16 protein-coding genes are annotated in these 16,534 nt (G+C 66.7%); 5 read left to right on the top strand and 11 right to left on the bottom strand.

What is annotated here, in order from left to right:
* Positions 1-114: 114 nt before the first annotated feature.
* Positions 115-1,251 carry a polysaccharide deacetylase family protein gene (locus ACY8GK_RS19570; RefSeq protein ID WP_196181275.1) on the bottom strand — a complete coding sequence of 379 codons (1,137 nt, stop codon included), beginning with the start codon at positions 1,249-1,251 and terminating at the stop codon, positions 115-117.
* A gap of 136 nt (positions 1,252-1,387) precedes the next feature.
* Here ACY8GK_RS19570 and yaaA point away from each other — a divergent pair, with 136 nt between their 5' ends.
* Entirely contained in the window at positions 1,388-2,167 is a 780-nt protein-coding gene (gene yaaA / locus ACY8GK_RS19565; RefSeq protein ID WP_462401855.1) for a peroxide stress protein YaaA, read from the top strand.
* A 49-nt stretch (positions 2,168-2,216) separates the two neighbouring features.
* Here yaaA and ACY8GK_RS19560 read toward each other — a convergent pair whose 3' ends face one another.
* A complete protein-coding gene (locus ACY8GK_RS19560) occupies positions 2,217-2,372 on the bottom strand; it encodes a hypothetical protein (protein WP_462401854.1) in 156 nt (51 codons plus the stop codon).
* Between the two features lie 62 nt (positions 2,373-2,434).
* Here ACY8GK_RS19560 and ACY8GK_RS19555 point away from each other — a divergent pair, with 62 nt between their 5' ends.
* Both ACY8GK_RS19555 and ACY8GK_RS19550 read left to right on the top strand, forming a co-directional pair.
* Positions 2,435-2,899 carry a multidrug transporter gene (locus ACY8GK_RS19555; protein WP_196181273.1) on the top strand — a complete coding sequence of 155 codons (465 nt, stop codon included), beginning with the start codon at positions 2,435-2,437 and terminating at the stop codon, positions 2,897-2,899.
* A 96-nt stretch (positions 2,900-2,995) separates the two neighbouring features.
* Positions 2,996-3,820 (top strand): SDR family oxidoreductase, encoded by an 825-nt coding sequence (locus ACY8GK_RS19550; RefSeq protein WP_462401853.1) that lies wholly within the window; start codon positions 2,996-2,998, stop codon positions 3,818-3,820.
* Positions 3,821-3,925: 105 nt separating this feature from the next.
* On the opposite strand, the gene ACY8GK_RS19545 is transcribed toward ACY8GK_RS19550, so the two are convergent.
* The 5 genes from ACY8GK_RS19545 to ACY8GK_RS19525 form a co-directional block, all read right to left on the bottom strand.
* The gene (locus tag ACY8GK_RS19545; RefSeq protein WP_462401852.1) at positions 3,926-4,720 is read right to left on the bottom strand and encodes an SDR family NAD(P)-dependent oxidoreductase; all 795 of its coding nucleotides are present in this window, start codon (positions 4,718-4,720) and stop codon (positions 3,926-3,928) included.
* Between the two features lie 48 nt (positions 4,721-4,768).
* Positions 4,769-6,217: an efflux transporter outer membrane subunit gene (locus tag ACY8GK_RS19540; protein ID WP_196181270.1), complete on the bottom strand. Its 1,449-nt coding sequence runs from the start codon at positions 6,215-6,217 to the stop codon at positions 4,769-4,771.
* The gene (locus ACY8GK_RS19535; protein ID WP_462401851.1) at positions 6,214-7,275 is read right to left on the bottom strand and encodes an HlyD family secretion protein; all 1,062 of its coding nucleotides are present in this window, start codon (positions 7,273-7,275) and stop codon (positions 6,214-6,216) included. Before ACY8GK_RS19535 ends, ACY8GK_RS19540 begins: the two co-directional genes overlap by 4 nt.
* A gap of 28 nt (positions 7,276-7,303) precedes the next feature.
* Positions 7,304-8,830 carry an MFS transporter gene (locus tag ACY8GK_RS19530; protein WP_462401850.1) on the bottom strand — a complete coding sequence of 509 codons (1,527 nt, stop codon included), beginning with the start codon at positions 8,828-8,830 and terminating at the stop codon, positions 7,304-7,306.
* Between the two features lie 115 nt (positions 8,831-8,945).
* Positions 8,946-9,854, bottom strand: a complete 909-nt coding sequence (locus ACY8GK_RS19525) for a LysR family transcriptional regulator (protein ID WP_196181266.1) — start codon at positions 9,852-9,854, stop codon at positions 8,946-8,948.
* A gap of 178 nt (positions 9,855-10,032) precedes the next feature.
* Between ACY8GK_RS19525 and ACY8GK_RS19520 the strand changes: the two genes are divergently transcribed.
* A complete protein-coding gene (locus tag ACY8GK_RS19520; protein ID WP_196181264.1) occupies positions 10,033-10,479 on the top strand; it encodes a universal stress protein in 447 nt (148 codons plus the stop codon).
* Positions 10,480-10,579: 100 nt separating this feature from the next.
* Here the strand turns inward: ACY8GK_RS19520 and ACY8GK_RS19515 are convergent, their stop codons facing one another.
* Genes ACY8GK_RS19515 through ACY8GK_RS19500 form a run of 4 tightly spaced genes read right to left on the bottom strand, consistent with a single transcriptional unit; the run spans position 10,580 to position 15,341 of the window.
* Complete coding sequence (locus ACY8GK_RS19515) at positions 10,580-11,440, bottom strand: HlyD family secretion protein (RefSeq protein ID WP_196181262.1); 861 nt, start codon at positions 11,438-11,440, stop codon at positions 10,580-10,582.
* A 10-nt stretch (positions 11,441-11,450) separates the two neighbouring features.
* Complete coding sequence (locus ACY8GK_RS19510) at positions 11,451-11,651, bottom strand: DUF1656 domain-containing protein (RefSeq protein WP_196181260.1); 201 nt, start codon at positions 11,649-11,651, stop codon at positions 11,451-11,453.
* Entirely contained in the window at positions 11,641-13,818 is a 2,178-nt protein-coding gene (locus tag ACY8GK_RS19505; RefSeq protein WP_196181258.1) for an FUSC family protein, read from the bottom strand. Before ACY8GK_RS19505 ends, ACY8GK_RS19510 begins: the two co-directional genes overlap by 11 nt.
* A complete protein-coding gene (locus tag ACY8GK_RS19500) occupies positions 13,815-15,341 on the bottom strand; it encodes an efflux transporter outer membrane subunit (RefSeq protein WP_462401849.1) in 1,527 nt (508 codons plus the stop codon). Before ACY8GK_RS19500 ends, ACY8GK_RS19505 begins: the two co-directional genes overlap by 4 nt.
* Before the next feature lie 181 nt (positions 15,342-15,522).
* Here ACY8GK_RS19500 and ACY8GK_RS19495 point away from each other — a divergent pair, with 181 nt between their 5' ends.
* Positions 15,523-16,470 carry a LysR family transcriptional regulator gene (locus tag ACY8GK_RS19495; RefSeq protein ID WP_196181255.1) on the top strand — a complete coding sequence of 316 codons (948 nt, stop codon included), beginning with the start codon at positions 15,523-15,525 and terminating at the stop codon, positions 16,468-16,470.
* Positions 16,471-16,534: the final 64 nt, after the last annotated feature.

Raw genomic sequence — 16,534 nt, 5'->3', positions numbered from 1 at the left:
GAAAAAGCATTTTCGCCTGCGTTTGAAGTTTATTTTGCAGAATGACGAAGGCGCCTTGGCGCGGCTGCCGACTGCCGCTACAGTCAGTGATGGACATGCTTGCGCGCGGCCTCGTCAACCTGCCAGCGCCTGGCGGGACGCCTGATGGCAGTCGGCCCAGCCGATCCCGCTTCGCGCGGTCTGGCGCAGCAACCCTTCCAGTGCCGGCTGCGCCCTGGCCGAAATGCCACTGAACTGGATCACGCCGTTGCGCCACAGCAGCATCAGGCTCAGGACACGTTGCATCGACTGCTCGGCGCTCAACGAACCATTGTCCTGGGCATCGATGTCCCACAATGCCACGCCCAGTCGCTGGCGCTCCATGAAACCTTGGTCATCGACGCGCCGCTGGGCATAAGGTGGTCGAAACAACGGCACGTACTGTCCAGGCAGCTCGGCCTGGACCAGCGCCTGGCTGCGCTGCAACGATGCCTGCCAGCCCTGCCACTGCGCATGGGAACGATACTCCCACCCCTGGATACCGACGCACTGGCCGGCATAGAGCTGGCGCAGCGCGTCTGCCGCGCCGGCATCGCGCCGTTGCTGCAGGCGGTTGCCAAGCACGAAGAACACCGCTTCCAGGCGCTGCTGGCGCAGGTAGTCGGTCAACGCGTCGACCGGGCTGCCTTGGGCACCAGGCCCGCCAGCGAAGGTGAGCAGGAACAGGCGGTCGGAGAACACGCCGCCGGTGCCCTGCGGGTCGAGCACACGCTCGATCTCGCTACCGGTTGCTGGCAGCAAGGCAGCCTTGCGCAGCAGCTCGTCGAGGTAGCGGGCATGGAACCGCTGGCTCGGCTCGGTCCACTGGGCATAGAACTCGCCTACTTGGGTCGCGAAGGTCGCGGCCTGGGTACGCAGCTCGTCCAGCGATTCGATCGGGAAGCAGAACGAGGCATCCTGTTCGCAGCTCTGCGCGGCCTGCTGGTAGTTCTGCCATAGCCGTCCCCAGAGCCGGGCGCGTACCGCGCGCACCTGCTGCACGTTGATCTGGCGGAGCTGCAAGCGAGCCGCCAGCGCCTGCTCGTCGAGCATTTCGCTTTCCTGCAGGGCCTGGGCGAAGGAAAGGATTTCCGCCCGCGAAGCCACATCGAACAGCGCCGGGCTGTCGAGTGTCTCGGGCCAGACGCTGCGGTCGAAGCTGGCCAACGGACTGGCAGCGGCCTGGATGGCGACGCTCAGCAGACCGGCCAGCACGGCCCAGGCAATGCGCATGATCGAGATCTCCATGAAAAGGACCAGGCGCACTATAGCGTCTGCGCCGCCCCATGGGCTGCGGCTATCGTCGACATAGTTTGGCGAGACCCGTCCGGGTCTCTACAATCGCCGGACGATCCAAGGAGCCGAACCCATGCTGACGGTGATTTCCCCCGCCAAGACGCTCGATTACGAAACCCCGCCCGTCACCACGCGGTACACCCTGCCGCAGTACCTGGACCACTCCCAGGAACTGATAAAGCTGCTGCGCGACCTGTCGCCTGCCCAGCTCAGCGAGCTGATGCACCTGTCGGACAAGCTGGCTGGCCTGAACGCCGCACGTTTCGGCAGCTGGCAGCCGCATTTCACCCCGGACAACGCCAAGCAGGCGCTGCTGGCGTTCAAGGGCGACGTCTACACCGGACTCGATGCCGATACCTTCGCCGAAGACGACTTCGCCTACGCGCAGGAGCACCTGCGCATGCTGTCGGGTCTCTACGGCCTGTTGCGACCACTGGACCTGATGCAGCCCTACCGGCTGGAAATGGGCACTCGGCTGGCCAACCCCCGGGGCAAGGACCTGTATGCCTTCTGGGGCACGCACATCGGTGAGTGGTTGAACCAGGCCCTGGCCGACCAGGGCGACGACCTGCTGCTGAACCTGGCCAGTACCGAGTATTTCAGCGCGGTCAAGCGCGGTGCGCTCAAGGCCCGGGTGATCGACGTGGAGTTTCGCGACTGGAAGAACGGCCAGTACAAGATCATCAGTTTCCACGCCAAGAAGGCGCGCGGCCTGATGAGCCGCTTCGTCATCCAGGAGCGCATCGACGATCCCGAGCGGCTCAGCCAGTTCGACCTGCAGGGCTATTACCACAGTGCCGAACAGTCGCGCCCCGACAAGCTGGTGTTCCTGCGCGACCAGCCTCCGGCGTGATCGCCAGACAAGGCCATCGGCTGGCCTGCGCGGCGCCCTGCGAACCAGGTCAGCTCCGTCGACGGCTCACATCGAGCGTGCCCTGCACGCGATGGGCGACCTGCTGCTGGCTGAAGTCGAACCGGTAACCGATCGTCAGCCGTTCGCCCCGCGCACTCCAATGGGCATCATCGACCTCCAGCCTGGCGCCGGGCAGGCCGATCACCCTTTTGAGCCAGCCGGCATTTACCGCTACGATGAGGCGATTCGCTTCCCAAGGACTTGTCCATGCTCATCGGTGCACTGCTCATCCTCACCTGGCTGGTCTTGCTGCTGCGCTATCCGGCCAAGGCACTGCCCGTTTCCCTGGCCGCGGTGTGCGGGCTCGGCCTGGTCGCGTTGTGGGTGGTGTGGCAGGACACCCGGGAGGCTTCGCGGCTGGCACGCCTGGACTTGCGCCTGACCTATGCGCCAGAACGTTGCCCGGCCGATCGCACGCTGCGGGTCGAGATGAACAATGGCAACCAGGTGCCGTTGACCGAATTGCGCTGGCGAGTCGCGGCCTACGCGCCCGGCGATACCGTCAACCTGGCGGAAAACACCTACTACGTGCCGCGTTATCGTGGCCCCGGCGAGTTGCAGCCCGGCGCCAGCTGGGACGACTGCCTGCCGCTTCCGCCGCTGCGTCCGGGGTATCGGCCGCAGACCTTGGAGTTCCGTGCCGAGCATGTGCAGGGAGCCTTTGCCAACTGATTCACCGGCAGTTCATGCTTGCCCCCGGCGCTGAACGTTTCGATGTTCGAATCGATCCACGGCGCCTTCGATTCCAGTCCTTGCCAGGTCCTGCTCATGCCCACCGTTCTGATCACCGGTTGTTCCAGCGGCATCGGCCGCGCCCTGGCCGATGCGTTTCGCGACGCAGGCCACCAGGTCTGGGCGACGGCGCGCCAGCCAGCGGACGTCGAGCGCCTGGCCAGCGCAGGCTTCGTCGCCCGGCAGCTGGACGTCAACGATTGCGAAGCCCTGGCCCGCTTGGCCGAGGCATTGCAAACGCAGCAAGGTGGCCTCGACATCCTGATCAACAACGCCGGCTATGGCGCCATGGGCCCGCTGCTCGATGGGGGTGCCGAGGCGCTGCGACAGCAGTTCGAGACCAACGTCTGCGCGGTGGTCGGCGTGACCCGCGCCCTGTTCCCGCTGCTGCGCCATCGTCGCGGCCTGGTGGTGAACATCGGCAGCGTTTCCGGGGTGCTGGTCACCCCGTTCGCCGGCGCCTATTGCGCCTCGAAAGCCGCCGTGCATGCGTTGACCGATGCCTTGCGAATGGAGCTCGCACCGTTCGGCATCCGGGTCATGGAGGTTCAGCCTGGAGCGATCGCCTCGCAATTCGCCAGCAACGCCCAGCACCAGGCCGAGCAGGTACTGACTAGCGATTCGCCATGGTGGCCACTGCGCGAGCACGTCCGCGCCCGAGCACGCGCCTCGCAGGACCAGCCGACCTCGGCGCAGGCATTGGCCAGGGGCGTGCTGGAGGCGACACGAAAGACCAGGCCACCTGCGCTGGTGCGGCTGGGCAATGGCAGCACGGCGCTGCCACTGCTTGCCCGACTGGTGCCGCGCTGGCTGCTGGACAAGGTGCTGCGCAAACGCTTCGGGCTGTCGCGTTCGCTGTGAACGTGGAGGGCGGTATTGCGGTGGCCGCGAGCACCTGGGGCCGCTCTGCGGTCATCGCGGCCGGCCCGGCGCCCCGCCGATCGCGGCACGGCGGCCGCTCTCACATCAGGCGATGGAGCGCACCACCCCGCCATCCACCCGCAAGGCCGCGCCGGTGGTCGCGCTGGCCTGCAATGACGCCAGGTACACCACCATGCTGGCCACCTCCTCCACCGTCGCCAGCCGCTTGAGCAGCGACGTGGGCCGGTGTTCGGCGAGGAAGCTGGCTTCCAATTCCTCGGTACTGCTGCCCTGCTCGCGGGCCATGTTGGCGAAGAACTCACCGACGCCTTCCGAGCGGGTCGGGCCCGGCAATACCGCGTTGACCGTCACCCCGGTACCTGCCAGGGTCTCGGCCAGGCCTCGGGAAATCGCCAGCAGCGCGGTCTTGCTCATGCCGTAGTGGACCATCTCGGTCGGGATCTGCATGGCCGACTCGCTGGACAGAAACAGCACCCGGCCCCACTTGCGCTCGGCCATGCCTTGGGCGTAGTGCCGCGACAGGCGCACCGCGCTCATCACGTTGACGTCGAAGAAGCGCTGCCAGTCCTGGTCGCAGATCTCGAAGAACGGCTTGGGCTCGAAGATCCCGAGGTTGTTGACCAGGATGTCGGTATGAGGCACCTGCGCGAACAGCGTCTCGGCGCCCGCCGCCGTGCCGAGATCGGCCGCCACGCCGATGATCCGTGCTGCCGGCACGCGATCGCGCACCCGCTTGAGGGCCTCGTCGAGCCGCGCACGGGTACGGCCGTTGAGCACCACTTCGGCCCCTGCATCGGCCAGACCGGTGGCGATCGCCAGGCCGATGCCGCCGGTCGAGCCGCTGACGATGGCGCGCTTGCCGTTGAGGGAAATGTGCATTGTCCTGCCTCCTCTGCTCTGAAGAACCGTCCAGGCGCTGTCTCGTGCCTAGGCTTTCGGGGGTTGCGCGTCGAAGGCCTGCCAGCCGCCGCCCAGCGCCTTGTACAGCCCGACCAGGGCCTGCGAGACCGCCGCCGAGCTGTCGATCCACTGCTCCTGGCTGGCCAGCAGCGCGCCCTGTACGGTCAGCACGTTGACGAAGTCCACCGCGCCTTCGACATATTGGCGCTGGGCAGTCTCCAGGGCCACGCGGTTCTGCCGCACGGCCTCGGCCAAGTGGTCGCGACGCAGCTGGCTGGCGTTGTACAGGCGCAGCACGTCGTCGATCTCGTGCCAGGCGCCCAGCACGACCTTGCGGTACTCGAGCGCCGCTTCCTGCTGCTGGGCCTGGCGCAGCTGCAACATGCCCTTGAGCCGCCCGCCTTCGAAGATCGGCAACGACAGCTGCGGACCGAAGGCCAGGCGCCGCGAATCCCAGGCGCCGAAATCAGCCAGCTGCATGGCCTGGAAGCCAACGTTGCCGGACAACCGGATGCTCGGGTAGAAGTTGGCCTTGGCCACGCCGATGCTGGCGGTGGCGGCATGCAGACGTGCCTCGGCCTGGCGGATGTCCGGTCGACGTTCGGCCAGCTGCGAAGGCAGGCCGATGGCGAACGTCTGTTGCGGCGCGGGCAGCTCGCCCTTGGCCAGCAGCTCATCGCGCAGGCTGCGCGGTGGTTCGGCGGCCAGCAGGCCCAAGGCATTGATCAGGTCGTCGCGACGCGCCTCGAGGGTCGGCAAGCGTGCCTCGATCGAGGCGACCTGGGCGCTGGCCTGGGCCACGTCTAGCCGGGTGGCGACGCCTTCGGCCTGGCGATCCTGCGACAGCTTGAGACTGTGGCGAGCGACCGCGAGGTTCTCCTGGGTGATGTCCAGGGTGTGCTGTACGGCACGCAACTGGATGTAGTCGCCGGCAGTCTCGGCCAGCAGTGCCAGCAGCACGCCGCGGCGATCGTTCTCGGCCACCTCGACGCGGGCGTCGGCGGCCTCGACCTGGCGGCGTACCCGCCCCCAGAGGTCCAGCTCCCAGCCCGCGACCAGATCACCTTGCCAGAGACTGAAGGCCGAGCGGCCATTGTTGCCAGACGGGTCACTGAGCCCTTCGGCGCTATTGCGAGCACGGCTGTAGCCAGCATCCAGGCCCACCGCCGGCGTTTCGTCGGCAGCCACGCTGCTGCGCGCGGCGCGGCTTTGCAACAGCCGTGCGCTGGCGATCTGCAGGTCCAGGTTGCGCTCGACCACGCGCTGGATCAACGTGCTCAGGCGTGGGTCATGGAAGTTGTCCCACCAGCGTAGCTCCAAGGGCTGCGCCACCGGCTGGCTGGCTGCGGACTCGCCTTGCACGGCGGCCCACTGGCTCGGCGCCTGGCTGTCAGGGCGCTGGAAATCCGGGCCCATGCTGCAACCAGCCAGCCAGGCGGCCAGCAGCAACGGTGTCAAGCGTGATGCAGGCTTCATCGTGCGCTCAGCTCCTTGCCTTCGAGCGTGTCGCCCTGGGTATCGATGGTCGCCTCCACCGACATGCCGACACGCAGGCGCTCCAGCAGCGGCTGACCAGCGTCGAAGACCACCTTCACTGGAATGCGCTGGACCACCTTGGTGAAGTTGCCGGTGGCGTTGTCCGGCTTGACCGCGGCGAACGTCACCCCGGTGGCCGGCGCGATGCTGTCGACGTGGCCGTGCAAGGTCTCGCCAGAGAAGGTGTCGACCTTGACGCTCACCGGCTGGCCGGTGCGCACGTGGGTCAACTGGGTTTCCTGGAAGTTGCCGATCACATAGGCACGCTGCAGCGGCACCACCGACAGCAGACGCGCGCCTGGATTGACGTAGGCGCCGACTCGCAAGGCGCGCTCGCCGACCATGCCGTCCAGCGGCGCGGTGATACGGGTGTAGGACAGGTCCAGGCGGGCTTTCTCGACCTCGGCCTCGGCGCGCTTGAGCTGGCCATCGGCGCTGGCGACCTGGGCCTGAAGGATGTCCACCTGCTTGCGTGCCGCGACCGCCGCGGCCTGGGCCTTGGCCAGGTTGGCCCGGGCCTGGTCGCCCTGGCTGCGCGCCTGCTGGGCGTTCTGCACGGTGCCGGCTCCCTGCTCGGCCAGGCGGCTGTAGCGCCCCAGCTCATGTTCGGCGAAGGCCTTCTCGGCCTGGACGGCCTTGACCGCGGCCTCGGCCTGGGCAATCAGCGCAGCCTGGCGCTCCAGCGTGGCGCGGGCGTCGGCGCTGTGCGCCTTGGCCACCAGTAGCTGCGCCTCGGCGGCATCCAGCGCGGCCTGGTAGTCGCGCTCATCGATGCTCGCCAGCAACTGGCCTGCCTTGACCTGCTGGTTGTCCTCCACCAGCACTTGCTTGATGAAGCCGGCCACCTTGGGCGCCACCACGGTGTAGTCGGCTGCCACGTAGGCATCGTTGGTGGTCTGCCGCTGGTCGCTGCCAAGCATCCAGGGGCCGACGATGGCGGCCAGCACAGCCACGGCCAGTACCGAGCCGATGACGAGGGTCTTGCGGTTGTTGGTCATTTCAGCAATCTCGAATTCGTCCGGGCAGTCAGGCCACCGCGCGCGATGGATAGACCCGGGTAGGGACCACAGGGATGAGGCAGATCAGCGCCACGGCGATACCCGCCATGACCAGGTAGAGGTCGGCCGAGGTGAGCACCACGGCTTGCTCGTGGATCCGTCTGGCCAGCCCGACGGCGCTGTCGTCGACCAGCGGGGCATTGCCCAGGCTGTCGACCAGATGGTTGGAATGGAAATGCCGGCGCAGTGTGCCCAGCGCATCGAGCAGGCCGGCGGCGATGACCGCCGCCAGCCCCTTGACCGTGTTGAACCAGGCCGAGGCGAACGGCCCTTCCTGCGGCGTCATGCCATTGGTCGAGAGCATCAGCAGCGGCAGTACCGACATGGGTTGGCCGAACACCTGCAGCAGGTAGAACACGTAGAAGTCATCGCGAATCCAGGCCGAAGTCAGCAGGCTGTTGCCCGCGCAGGACAGCGCCAGCATGCCCAGTCCCAGCGCCAGGACCCAGCGGCAGTCCACCGCGCGGATGTTGCACAGCGCGGCGGTCAGCGGCAGCGCGATCAACTGCGGCATGGCCACCAGCATCATCAATGGGCTGGTCTGCGCAGGCCGGTAACCCTGGATCTGCGCCAGGTAGGCCGAGGGGATGCTGCCCACTCCCGACAGCACGATCAGCACGCCAGCCAGGGTCACCAGGGCGAAACTCAAGTTGCGCCGCGCAAGCATGCGCAACTGGAAGAACGGCAGCGGCTCGGACCATTCGTTGTACAGGAACAGCACCAGCAACAGCAGGCCGCCGCCGAGCAGCCAGCAGATCAATGGCGAATCCAGCCAGCCCCAGCGATCGCCCAGGCTCAGCCCCAGCACCAGGCAACTGAGCGCCGGCAGGCCGAGCAGTACCCCGCGCCAGTCCAGCTGCTTGAAGCGCTCCAGACGCAGCGGGTCCTGGGGCAACCCCCAGGCGACACAGAACATCGCCAGCAGCGATGGCAGGATGATCTGCCAGAACGCCCATTGCCAACCAACGTATTCGGTCCACAAGCCAGCCAGCGGCGTGCCCAGGTTCGGACCGAAGGTCGCGGTGAGCGCATAACAGGCCAGCCCGTAGATCTTGATGCCTGGCGGCAGAAAGCGCAGAGCCACGCTCATCAGCATCGGCGGCAGCGCTCCAGACGCCAGTCCCTGCAGCACGCGCAGCAGCATCAGGCTGTGCAGGTTCGGCGCGTAGGGCTGGACCAGGCCGAACAGCGCGAACAGCCCGATCGCGCACAGGGTGAAGCGGCGCAGGGAAAATGTCGTCGCCAACCACGGCGCGAAGGCCATGGCCGACACCGAAGCGGCCGAATAAACCGCCAGCAGCCAGGCGCCTTCGTCGGCACCGATGCCCATGCCGCCCCGAATGTCCGCCAGGGAAATCTTGGTCACGGACTCGTTCAGGCCCGCGCAAAGTACCGCGAGCAGCACGCCGAACAGCCCGGTCACCACCCGCAGGCCGAACGCTGCCTGCGCAGGTGCCGCAGGCGCGGTGGCAGTAGGCAGATTCAGCGAGGTCATGCTCAGACATCTCCAGCAACAAATTAGGCTGGGGAGTTTAAAAAAGACCAATGCTTACGAAAACTGACTTATCAGCAGCTTTACATTGCGCCTGACGCAATCCGCATGAGCCCGATCAAGGGTCCGCGCTGCAACAGTTTTTCAATGTCTGGCGCAACCAGCGATGCGCCGGGTCATGGTGAAAGCGTGGATGCCAAGCCTGCATCACCGTGACCCGCTCCAGCGCCAGGGGGATCTGGAACGAGCGCAAGGGCAGCCCGAGCTTGGCCACGCTGTTGAGGATGTTGGCCGGCATGGGCAGGATCAGGTCCGAGTCGGGCAACGAGAACATGGCCGAGTGAAAGCTCGGCGTGATCAGCGCGACCCGGCGCTGGACCTTGTAGTTGGCCAGTTCGGCATCGATCGGGCCGTTGGCGCGGCCGCGGCGCGACACGCTGATCTGTGGATAGACGGCGAAGCGCTCAGGGGTGATCTCGGCATCGAAGATCGGATGATCGCGGCGCGCCAGGCCGACGTAGACCGTATGGAACAGCCGCTGCACCTTGATCTCCGGGCCCAGGTCGATGCTCGAGCTGATGATCAGGTCGGTACGCCCGTCACGCAACACCGCATCGTCGTCCTCGCCACCGCTCTCCGGTACGAAGCGCAGCACCGTGCGCGGCGCCTGCTCATGCATCATGCGCAGCAGCTGTGCCCCGTAGAGCGCGATGAACAGGTCGTTGGTGCGGATGTTGAAAGCGCGCTCCAGGCTCGGCAGGTCGACATCATCGCCGCTGCGAAACACCTGGCCGGCCTGCTCCACCAGCGCACTGACCTGCTCGCGCAGGGCCAGGGCCCGCGGCGTTGGTACCAGGCCGCGCCCGGCACGCACCAGGATCGGGTCGCCAAGCGCCTCGCGGATGCGTCCCAAGGTCCGGCTCATGGCCGCCGGGCTGAGGTTCATGCGCTGCGCCGCGCCGACCACGCTACCCTCATCGAGCAGGGCATCGAGGGCAACGAGCAGGTTCATGTCGGGGAGTTGCATGGCCATGTTCCGTGACAGCTGCGGGACATGCGATCTTAGCAGCTTCGCGGAATGCGCCAGGCGCAACCTGTGGTTGCGTGGCGGGCCATTTATCGCGGCTCACCGGGCGTGGTAAACCTGTCCGTTGGAGATGCCAGCCAGGCAAGGCGTCGCGCCCTCAATCGCCAAGGAGTCCTTCATGCCTCATCCCGTCCTGATCGCCATAGACGCCTCGAGCGCCTCGCGTGCCCTGCTCGATCTCGCGCTTCGGTATTGCCGACCGGACACCCACGAACTGCATGTGCTGCTGGCCATCGATCCGACCTTCGCCGTGCATGACCGCCCAGCCGCCTTCACCGAGCAGGAGCTGGAGCAGTATCCGGCCGCTTGCGAAGAACAGCGGCAGGCCGAGCGTGCCGTCGGCGCTTCGCTGCATGCCTTGCGCGAAGCCGGGTTCGCCTGCTGGGGCTGCCTGGTCGCCAAGGACCCGGTCGAGGCGATCGTCGGCAAGGCCGCGCAGCTGGGCTGCGAGCTGATCATCATGGGCCATCGGCACCTGTCGCGTCTGGGACGCCTGCTTGACCCTTCGATCAGCGCCAAGGTACTCGATCGGGTCAAGGTCCCGGTGCTGGTGGGGGCGGCCTGAACGGGCAGGCGTTCGCTCAAGCCTTTCAGACTAGAGCTCGGCCAGCTCCGGAAGCTGGCCTCCTGCCTCCCCAGCGACCCTGCTCCATGAGGGTACGGTGTCACTCCCGATCCGGCTTGACCACCACCGTGCACGTCATTCCTGCCGCCAGCAGAAAGCCTTCCGGCACCTGATCCAGATGAATCCGCACCGGCACCCGCTGGGCCAGGCGCACCCAGTTGAAGGTCGGGTTGACGTCGGCGATCAGCTCCCGGCTCTGGGGATTGTCGCGGTCATAGATGCCACGGGCGATGCTCTCCACGTGCCCCTGGACATGCTCGCCGCTCATCATCTGCAGCTCGGCCGGATCGCCTACCTTGACGTGTGGCAGCTTGGTTTCCTCGAAGAAGCCATAGACCCAGAAGGAGTGCTCGTCGACCACCGCCATCACTGCCTCGCCGGTGCGGGCGTAGTCGCCACGATGCACGTTGAGGTTGGTCACGTAGCCGTCGACGGTGGCCAGAATACGCGTGCGTCGCAGGTCGAGCTCGGCAGCCGCCAGCTGGGCCAGGGCCTGCTGGTAGTCGGCCTGGGCGGCGTTGGCGATGTTGCTGGCATCGTCGCGGTTTTCCGTGGAAATCACCAGGTTGTCCAGATCGGCGCGGCGCCGCGCATTGACCTTGCGCATCTCCCAGGTGGCCTTGCGTGAAGCCACCAGGGCCTGGGCTTGCTGCACGGCCAGGCGATAGTGCTCGGGGTCGATCTGGATCAGCAGGTCGCCCTTCTTCACCCGCTGGTTGTCATGCACCGGGACGTCGACCACGTAGCCAGGCACGTCGGCGGCGACGTTGATGATGTCGGCGCGCACTCGGCCGTCGCGGGTCCAGGGTGTGGTCATGTAGTGCAGCCACAATTGCCGGCCAATCGCCACGGCAGCGGCCAGGACCAGCAGCGTGGCGATCAGGCTGAAGAATCTTTTCATCGAGGGTCTCTCACCAGTAGACGCACAGCGCCAGGGCGCCGAACAGGCAGACGAACAGGCTCAGGCGCAGCAGCGCCGGATGCCAGAAGAAGCGGTAGCCATCGTGGCTGGCGATGAAACGGTCCAGCCCCCAGGCCAGCCCCGCGGCCAGCAGGAACAGCAAGGTCATGGTGGGCAGGTACACGCCATGGAAGGCGATCTCACGAGGCATGGGGCATTCCTTGGGCCGGGGCCAGCGGCGAACGAGGGTCGAGCAGCGAGGTACGGATGAAATGCAGGTAGCTCTGCACCCGACGCAACGCCGAGGTATCGAAGTGCCTGGCGAAGGGCTCGTCGGCGGCCCGCACGCTGGCGATGGCCTGGTCTACCGCCAGCAGCGCGCGCTCATGGTTGCTGGCACCGGGCTGCAGGAACAGTCGCGCCAGCGCCCGCCCCATCACCCGGATGGCCTGGCGCCATGGTTGCCATTCGGCATAGGCCGGATGCACTGGCAGGCCAGCCTGCTCCTTGCGCAGCTCGATGATGGCATGGCCGATTTCGCTGACCGAGAACATCCAGCGCAACAGTTGCCCCTGCACCAGCGGCTTGCCGGCAGCCAGGCCGTAAGCCTGGTGCAGCAAGTCGCGGGTGCGGCTTTCGAAAGCCGAACCGAGGCCACGCAACCGTCCGCTGATCGCGAAGAGCACCTGTTCGCGCAGCTCGCGCTCCAGCCGGCTCCATAGCCAACGACTGTTGGGCGGCAGGACGATCGCGCCTGCCGCGGCGCAGACCAGCATGCCGACGACCATGCCCAGGTAATCGTTGATGAACACGTAAGGGTCGTACACGGTCGGGTTGTTGGGCACCGAGCCGATGGCGAAGAACACCAGCAGGCCGACGCCATAGCCGGCATAGGCCGGCCGCGAGGCGAGGAACGCGCCGAGCATGAAGACCGGCGAAAGCACCAGGCACAACAGCGCGAAGCCGTCGATCCAGGGGAACACGAAGAACGTCTCGAAGAAGCCGACGAACGCCCCGAGCAAGGTCCCGCAGGCCATCTGGAACGACAGCCGCTTGGGGTTGGGCGAGGTCGCCGACAGCCCGGCCGTGACCGTGGCGATCAGGGTCATCATCGCCCCGCTCGGCCAGTCGCTGAGGATCCAGTAGCTGCCCAGCAGCAACAGCACGGCCGCCGAGCGCACGCCGGCGGCCAGCGACACCAGCCAGCTGGTCTGCGCGACATAGGGCTCGGCCCCACGCTCGCGTTCATGGTTGTGGGCTGCCAGCGAGGCGTGGGTCTGGGCGTAGCTATAAAGATCATCGATGAAGCGGTACAGCAGCTCGAAGGCGGTGTGGAAGTCCAGCAGGTCGGCTTCGCTCGGGGCGGTTTCCAGGTAGGCGGCGCGCAGACCGCGTACCTGGGCCTGCAGGCCGTCCTTGTAGGCTGCCAGCTCCAGGGTCAGGCGCAGCGCATCGGCATCGGTCAAGGCCCGACCGACGTAGGGCTCGAGCAACTGCGCCAGCGTATCCAGGCCCGGCTCGATGGCGCCGACGATCTGCAGCGGCCCACGCAAGCGCAAGCGCTCGAGCAACTGGTGCAAGGCGTTGAAGCGGGTGGTGATGGCCATGAATTCGCTGTTCATGCGCACCAGCCGGCCACTGCGCCGGCGCATGTGCGGGTCTTCGAAGGCGGTGACGTTGCGCAGGCTTTCCAGGCCCACCGCCTCGGCGATGAAACGTACGTTGCTGCTTTCGAAGCGGTCGCGCTGGCTGTTGCCGCGCAGCGCCTCGACGACGAAGCCGGCGAAGGTGCCGAAACGCTGGTAGAGCGCATTGCGCATGGCGGCGCTGGCCGATTGCGGCAGGATCGCCGCGCTGACCATGGTCGACACCAGGATGCCCAGGCAGATCTCCAGCACCCGCCACACGGCGGCCATGAAGGCTGCCTGGGGATGCTCCAGCACCGGCAGGCCGATCATCGCCGCGGTGTAGCCGGCCAGCACGAAGCCGTAGGCGCGGAAGGTGCGGTAGCGCATCGCCCCGGCCGAACAGAGCCCGACCCACAATGCCAGGCTCGGCAGGAACAGCTCGGTGTTCTGCGGGAACACGGCGATCAGCGCCACCATCATGGCCGAGCCGGCCAGGGTACCGAGGATGCGGTAGAAGCTCTTGGCCAGCACCTGCCCGCTCTGCGGTTGCATGACGATGAACACCGTGATCATCGCCGTGCGCGGCTGCGGCAGTTCCAGGCGCATGGCCAGCCACAAGGTCAGGAACGCGGCGGCCAGGACCTTGAAGATGTAGACCCAGGTCACCCCATCGGTACGCGCCCAGGCGAAGAAGCCACGCCGCCATTCCAGGCTGCCCAGCCAGCGCAGCGGCAGGCTCGCGGCGCTCATCGGGAACGATCCGGCTGGTCGAAGAGCGCCAGGGTGGCGGGTGTCTTCGGCGCTGCCTGACGCTCCTCGGCCGGCACGTCGCGCCCAGCCTGCAAGCCGCCGCCCAGGGCGGTGACCAGGTCCGCATGCACCAGCAGGCGCGCGGCCTGGACCTGCTGCTCGATCTGCTGCTGGCGGAACAGCAAGGTCTGCGCCTGCAGCACCTCGAGGTAGTCGGTCAGGCCGCGCTGGAAGGCGACCGTGGCGATGTCGTAGGTCTTGCGCGCGGCGGCGACCGACTCGGCGGCCAGGTGCGCCTGCACCTGCATCGACTCGCGACGGATCAACTGGTCGGACACGTCCTTGAGCGCCTGCACCACGGTCTGGTCATAGCGCGCCACCGCCATGTCGTAGCCGGCCGCGGCGACGCCCAGCTGCGCGCGCAGGCGACCGCCGTCGAATATCGGCAAGCTGATGGCCGGGCCGACGTTGTAGTTGAACTTGCGGCCCGTGATGAATTCCAGCGGGCCGCCGCCGGTGGCCATGAAGCCCAGACCGCCGACCAGGTCCACGTTGGGGAAGAAACCGGCATGGGCGATGTCGATGCCACGCGCCTGGGCGGCCACCTGCCAACGGCTGGCGACCACGTCGGGACGCTGGCCCAGCAGCTCGGCCGGCATCGCCGAAGGCAGTGCCAATGGCGCTGCCAGGGTCAGGCTGGGGCGCTGGATCGCGGCGCCCGCCCCCGGCCCCTGGCCGGCCAGCGCCGCCAACTGGTTGCGGGCCAGGACAATCTCTTCCTGCAACGCATCGAGCTGGCGATGGGTCTCGGGCAGCGGTGCTTCGGCCTGGCTGACTTCGAAGTGGGTGCCGATGCCGGCCGCCAGTCGCCGCTTGGCCAGGGAGACGATCTGCTCCTGCTGGGCCAGCTCGGCCTTGACGATGTCCTGGCGGGCAAACTGCAGCGACAACTGGATGTAGGTCTTGACCAGGTTGTTCTGCAATTCCAGTTCGGCCTGGCGCGCTTCGGCCACGCGCATGTGCGCCTGGTCCACGGCCTGCTCGCTGGCATTGCGTTCCCGCCCCCAGAGGTCCAGGGCATAACTCAGGCCAAGGGTGGCGTTGTTGTCCCAGGTATTGGCGCCGGACAGCGCGCCCGGCCCATAGAATTGGTCCTCAGGCCAGTTGTGCCGCTTGAGCACGGCCTGGCCATCGCCTTGCAGCCGCTCGTTCGACTCGACCACGCCGGCCATGGCCTTGGCTTCGCGCACGCGCGCGGCCGCCAGGGCCAGGCTGGGGCTGCCGGCCAGGGCCAGGTCGATCCAGTGATCCAGTTGCGCGTCGCCGAAGGCTCGCCACCATCGCGAGTCCGGCCAGCTGGCTTCGCGGGCGGCTTGGCGAATCGCTTCGTCGGTAGCCAGGCTATTGGCTTGCAGCAGGATGTTTTGCGGGGCGATGCCCGAGGTTCCGATACAGCCGCTCAAGGTAAGACTAAGGGCACAGGCACTGAGCGCATTGAGCGCTCTGATCATGCGACGCGGCACAGCTGCAGTTTCCCGAGGAAAGAGATGGAGGGGCGGCGCAATTCTAAGGGGGCGCCGGCACTGGCGATAAGCGTGGTTTCCTGCGAATCTTTGTTACCGAATCGGTGATAATCAGGCTTTGGTCTGAGGACCTCCCCGGTAACTTTGTGCAACACTTTGTCGTCTACTTCGAGAGCGACCCATGGACACCCTGCAAAACATGCGTGCTTTCAGTTGCGTCGCCCAGGTGGGCAGTTTCACTGCCGCCGCCGCGCAGCTCGATACCACCACCGCGAACGTCTCGCGCGCGGTCTCCAACCTGGAAGCCCATCTGCAAACCCGCCTGCTCAACCGCACCACCCGACGCATCGCCCTCACCGAAGCCGGCAAGCGCTACCTGATGCGCTGCGAACAGATCCTCACCTATGTCGAGGAAGCCGAAGCCGAGGCCAGCGACGCCCATGCCCGCCCGGCCGGCGTATTGAAGGTGCACTCGATGACGGGCGTGGGCCAGCACTTCGTCATCGATGCGATTGCCCGCTACCGCGAGACCCACCCTGACGTGACGTTCGACCTGACCATGGCCAACCGCGTGCCGGACCTGCTCGACGAGGGCTACGACGTGTCCATCGTGCTCGCCAGCGAGCTGCCGGACTCCGGCTTCGTCTCGCAGCGCCTGGGCATCACCTACAGCATCGTCTGCGCCTCGCCCGACTACGTGGCCCGTCACGGCATCGCGCAGAAGCCGGCCGACCTGCTCCAGCATGCCTGCCTGCGCATGGTCAGCCCGGTGATCCCGCTGGAGAAATGGCAGTTCGACGGCCCGCATGGCCAGGAAGTGGTCAACATCACCCAGTCACCCTTCCAGGTGAATTCGGCCGATGCCATGAAGACCGCCATCCGCAGCGGCATGGGGGTCGGGGTGCTGCCGATCTATTCGGCGATCGACGGCCTGCGCGATGGCAGCCTGTTGCGGGTCATGCCCGACTACCGGCTGCAGGAGCTCAACCTCTATGCCATCTATCCGTCGCGCCAGTACCTCGATGCCAAGATCAAGACCTGGGTGGAGTACCTGCGCAACTCGCTACCTGAAATCCTCGCGGCCCACGAGGCGGACCTCAAGACCCACGAGCTGATGATCGTCAACTGAAAAACCTGCTGCGTCGGGTGGGAGGACAATGGTAGCGTGCTACCGATCGTTCCATTCACCATGA

The organism is Pseudomonas sp. Marseille-QA0332 (genome assembly GCF_054950175.1).
This window is presented reverse-complemented; position numbering and strand designations above follow the sequence as displayed.

What these genes read in the sequence shown, in the direction of transcription:
- ACY8GK_RS19570 (WP_196181275.1), bottom strand. Translation starts at nt 1,251, where the DNA reads ATGCGCATTGCCTGGGCCGTGCTGGCCGGTCTGCTGAGCGTCGCCATC.
- ACY8GK_RS19545 (WP_462401852.1), bottom strand. Translation starts at nt 4,720, where the DNA reads ATGCACATTTCCCTCAACGGCAAGCGCGCCATCGTCAGCGGCTCGACC.
- ACY8GK_RS19520 (WP_196181264.1), top strand. Translation starts at nt 10,033, where the DNA reads ATGCCTCATCCCGTCCTGATCGCCATAGACGCCTCGAGCGCCTCGCGT.
- ACY8GK_RS19525 (WP_196181266.1), bottom strand. Translation starts at nt 9,854, where the DNA reads ATGCAACTCCCCGACATGAACCTGCTCGTTGCCCTCGATGCCCTGCTC.
- ACY8GK_RS19495 (WP_196181255.1), top strand. Translation starts at nt 15,523, where the DNA reads ATGGACACCCTGCAAAACATGCGTGCTTTCAGTTGCGTCGCCCAGGTG.
- ACY8GK_RS19510 (WP_196181260.1), bottom strand. Translation starts at nt 11,651, where the DNA reads ATGCCTCGTGAGATCGCCTTCCATGGCGTGTACCTGCCCACCATGACC.
- ACY8GK_RS19515 (WP_196181262.1), bottom strand. Translation starts at nt 11,440, where the DNA reads ATGAAAAGATTCTTCAGCCTGATCGCCACGCTGCTGGTCCTGGCCGCT.
- ACY8GK_RS19505 (WP_196181258.1), bottom strand. Translation starts at nt 13,818, where the DNA reads ATGAGCGCCGCGAGCCTGCCGCTGCGCTGGCTGGGCAGCCTGGAATGG.
- ACY8GK_RS19540 (WP_196181270.1), bottom strand. Translation starts at nt 6,217, where the DNA reads ATGAAGCCTGCATCACGCTTGACACCGTTGCTGCTGGCCGCCTGGCTG.
- ACY8GK_RS19535 (WP_462401851.1), bottom strand. Translation starts at nt 7,275, where the DNA reads ATGACCAACAACCGCAAGACCCTCGTCATCGGCTCGGTACTGGCCGTG.
- ACY8GK_RS19555 (WP_196181273.1), top strand. Translation starts at nt 2,435, where the DNA reads ATGCTCATCGGTGCACTGCTCATCCTCACCTGGCTGGTCTTGCTGCTG.
- ACY8GK_RS19550 (WP_462401853.1), top strand. Translation starts at nt 2,996, where the DNA reads ATGCCCACCGTTCTGATCACCGGTTGTTCCAGCGGCATCGGCCGCGCC.
- ACY8GK_RS19530 (WP_462401850.1), bottom strand. Translation starts at nt 8,830, where the DNA reads ATGACCTCGCTGAATCTGCCTACTGCCACCGCGCCTGCGGCACCTGCG.
- yaaA (WP_462401855.1), top strand. Translation starts at nt 1,388, where the DNA reads ATGCTGACGGTGATTTCCCCCGCCAAGACGCTCGATTACGAAACCCCG.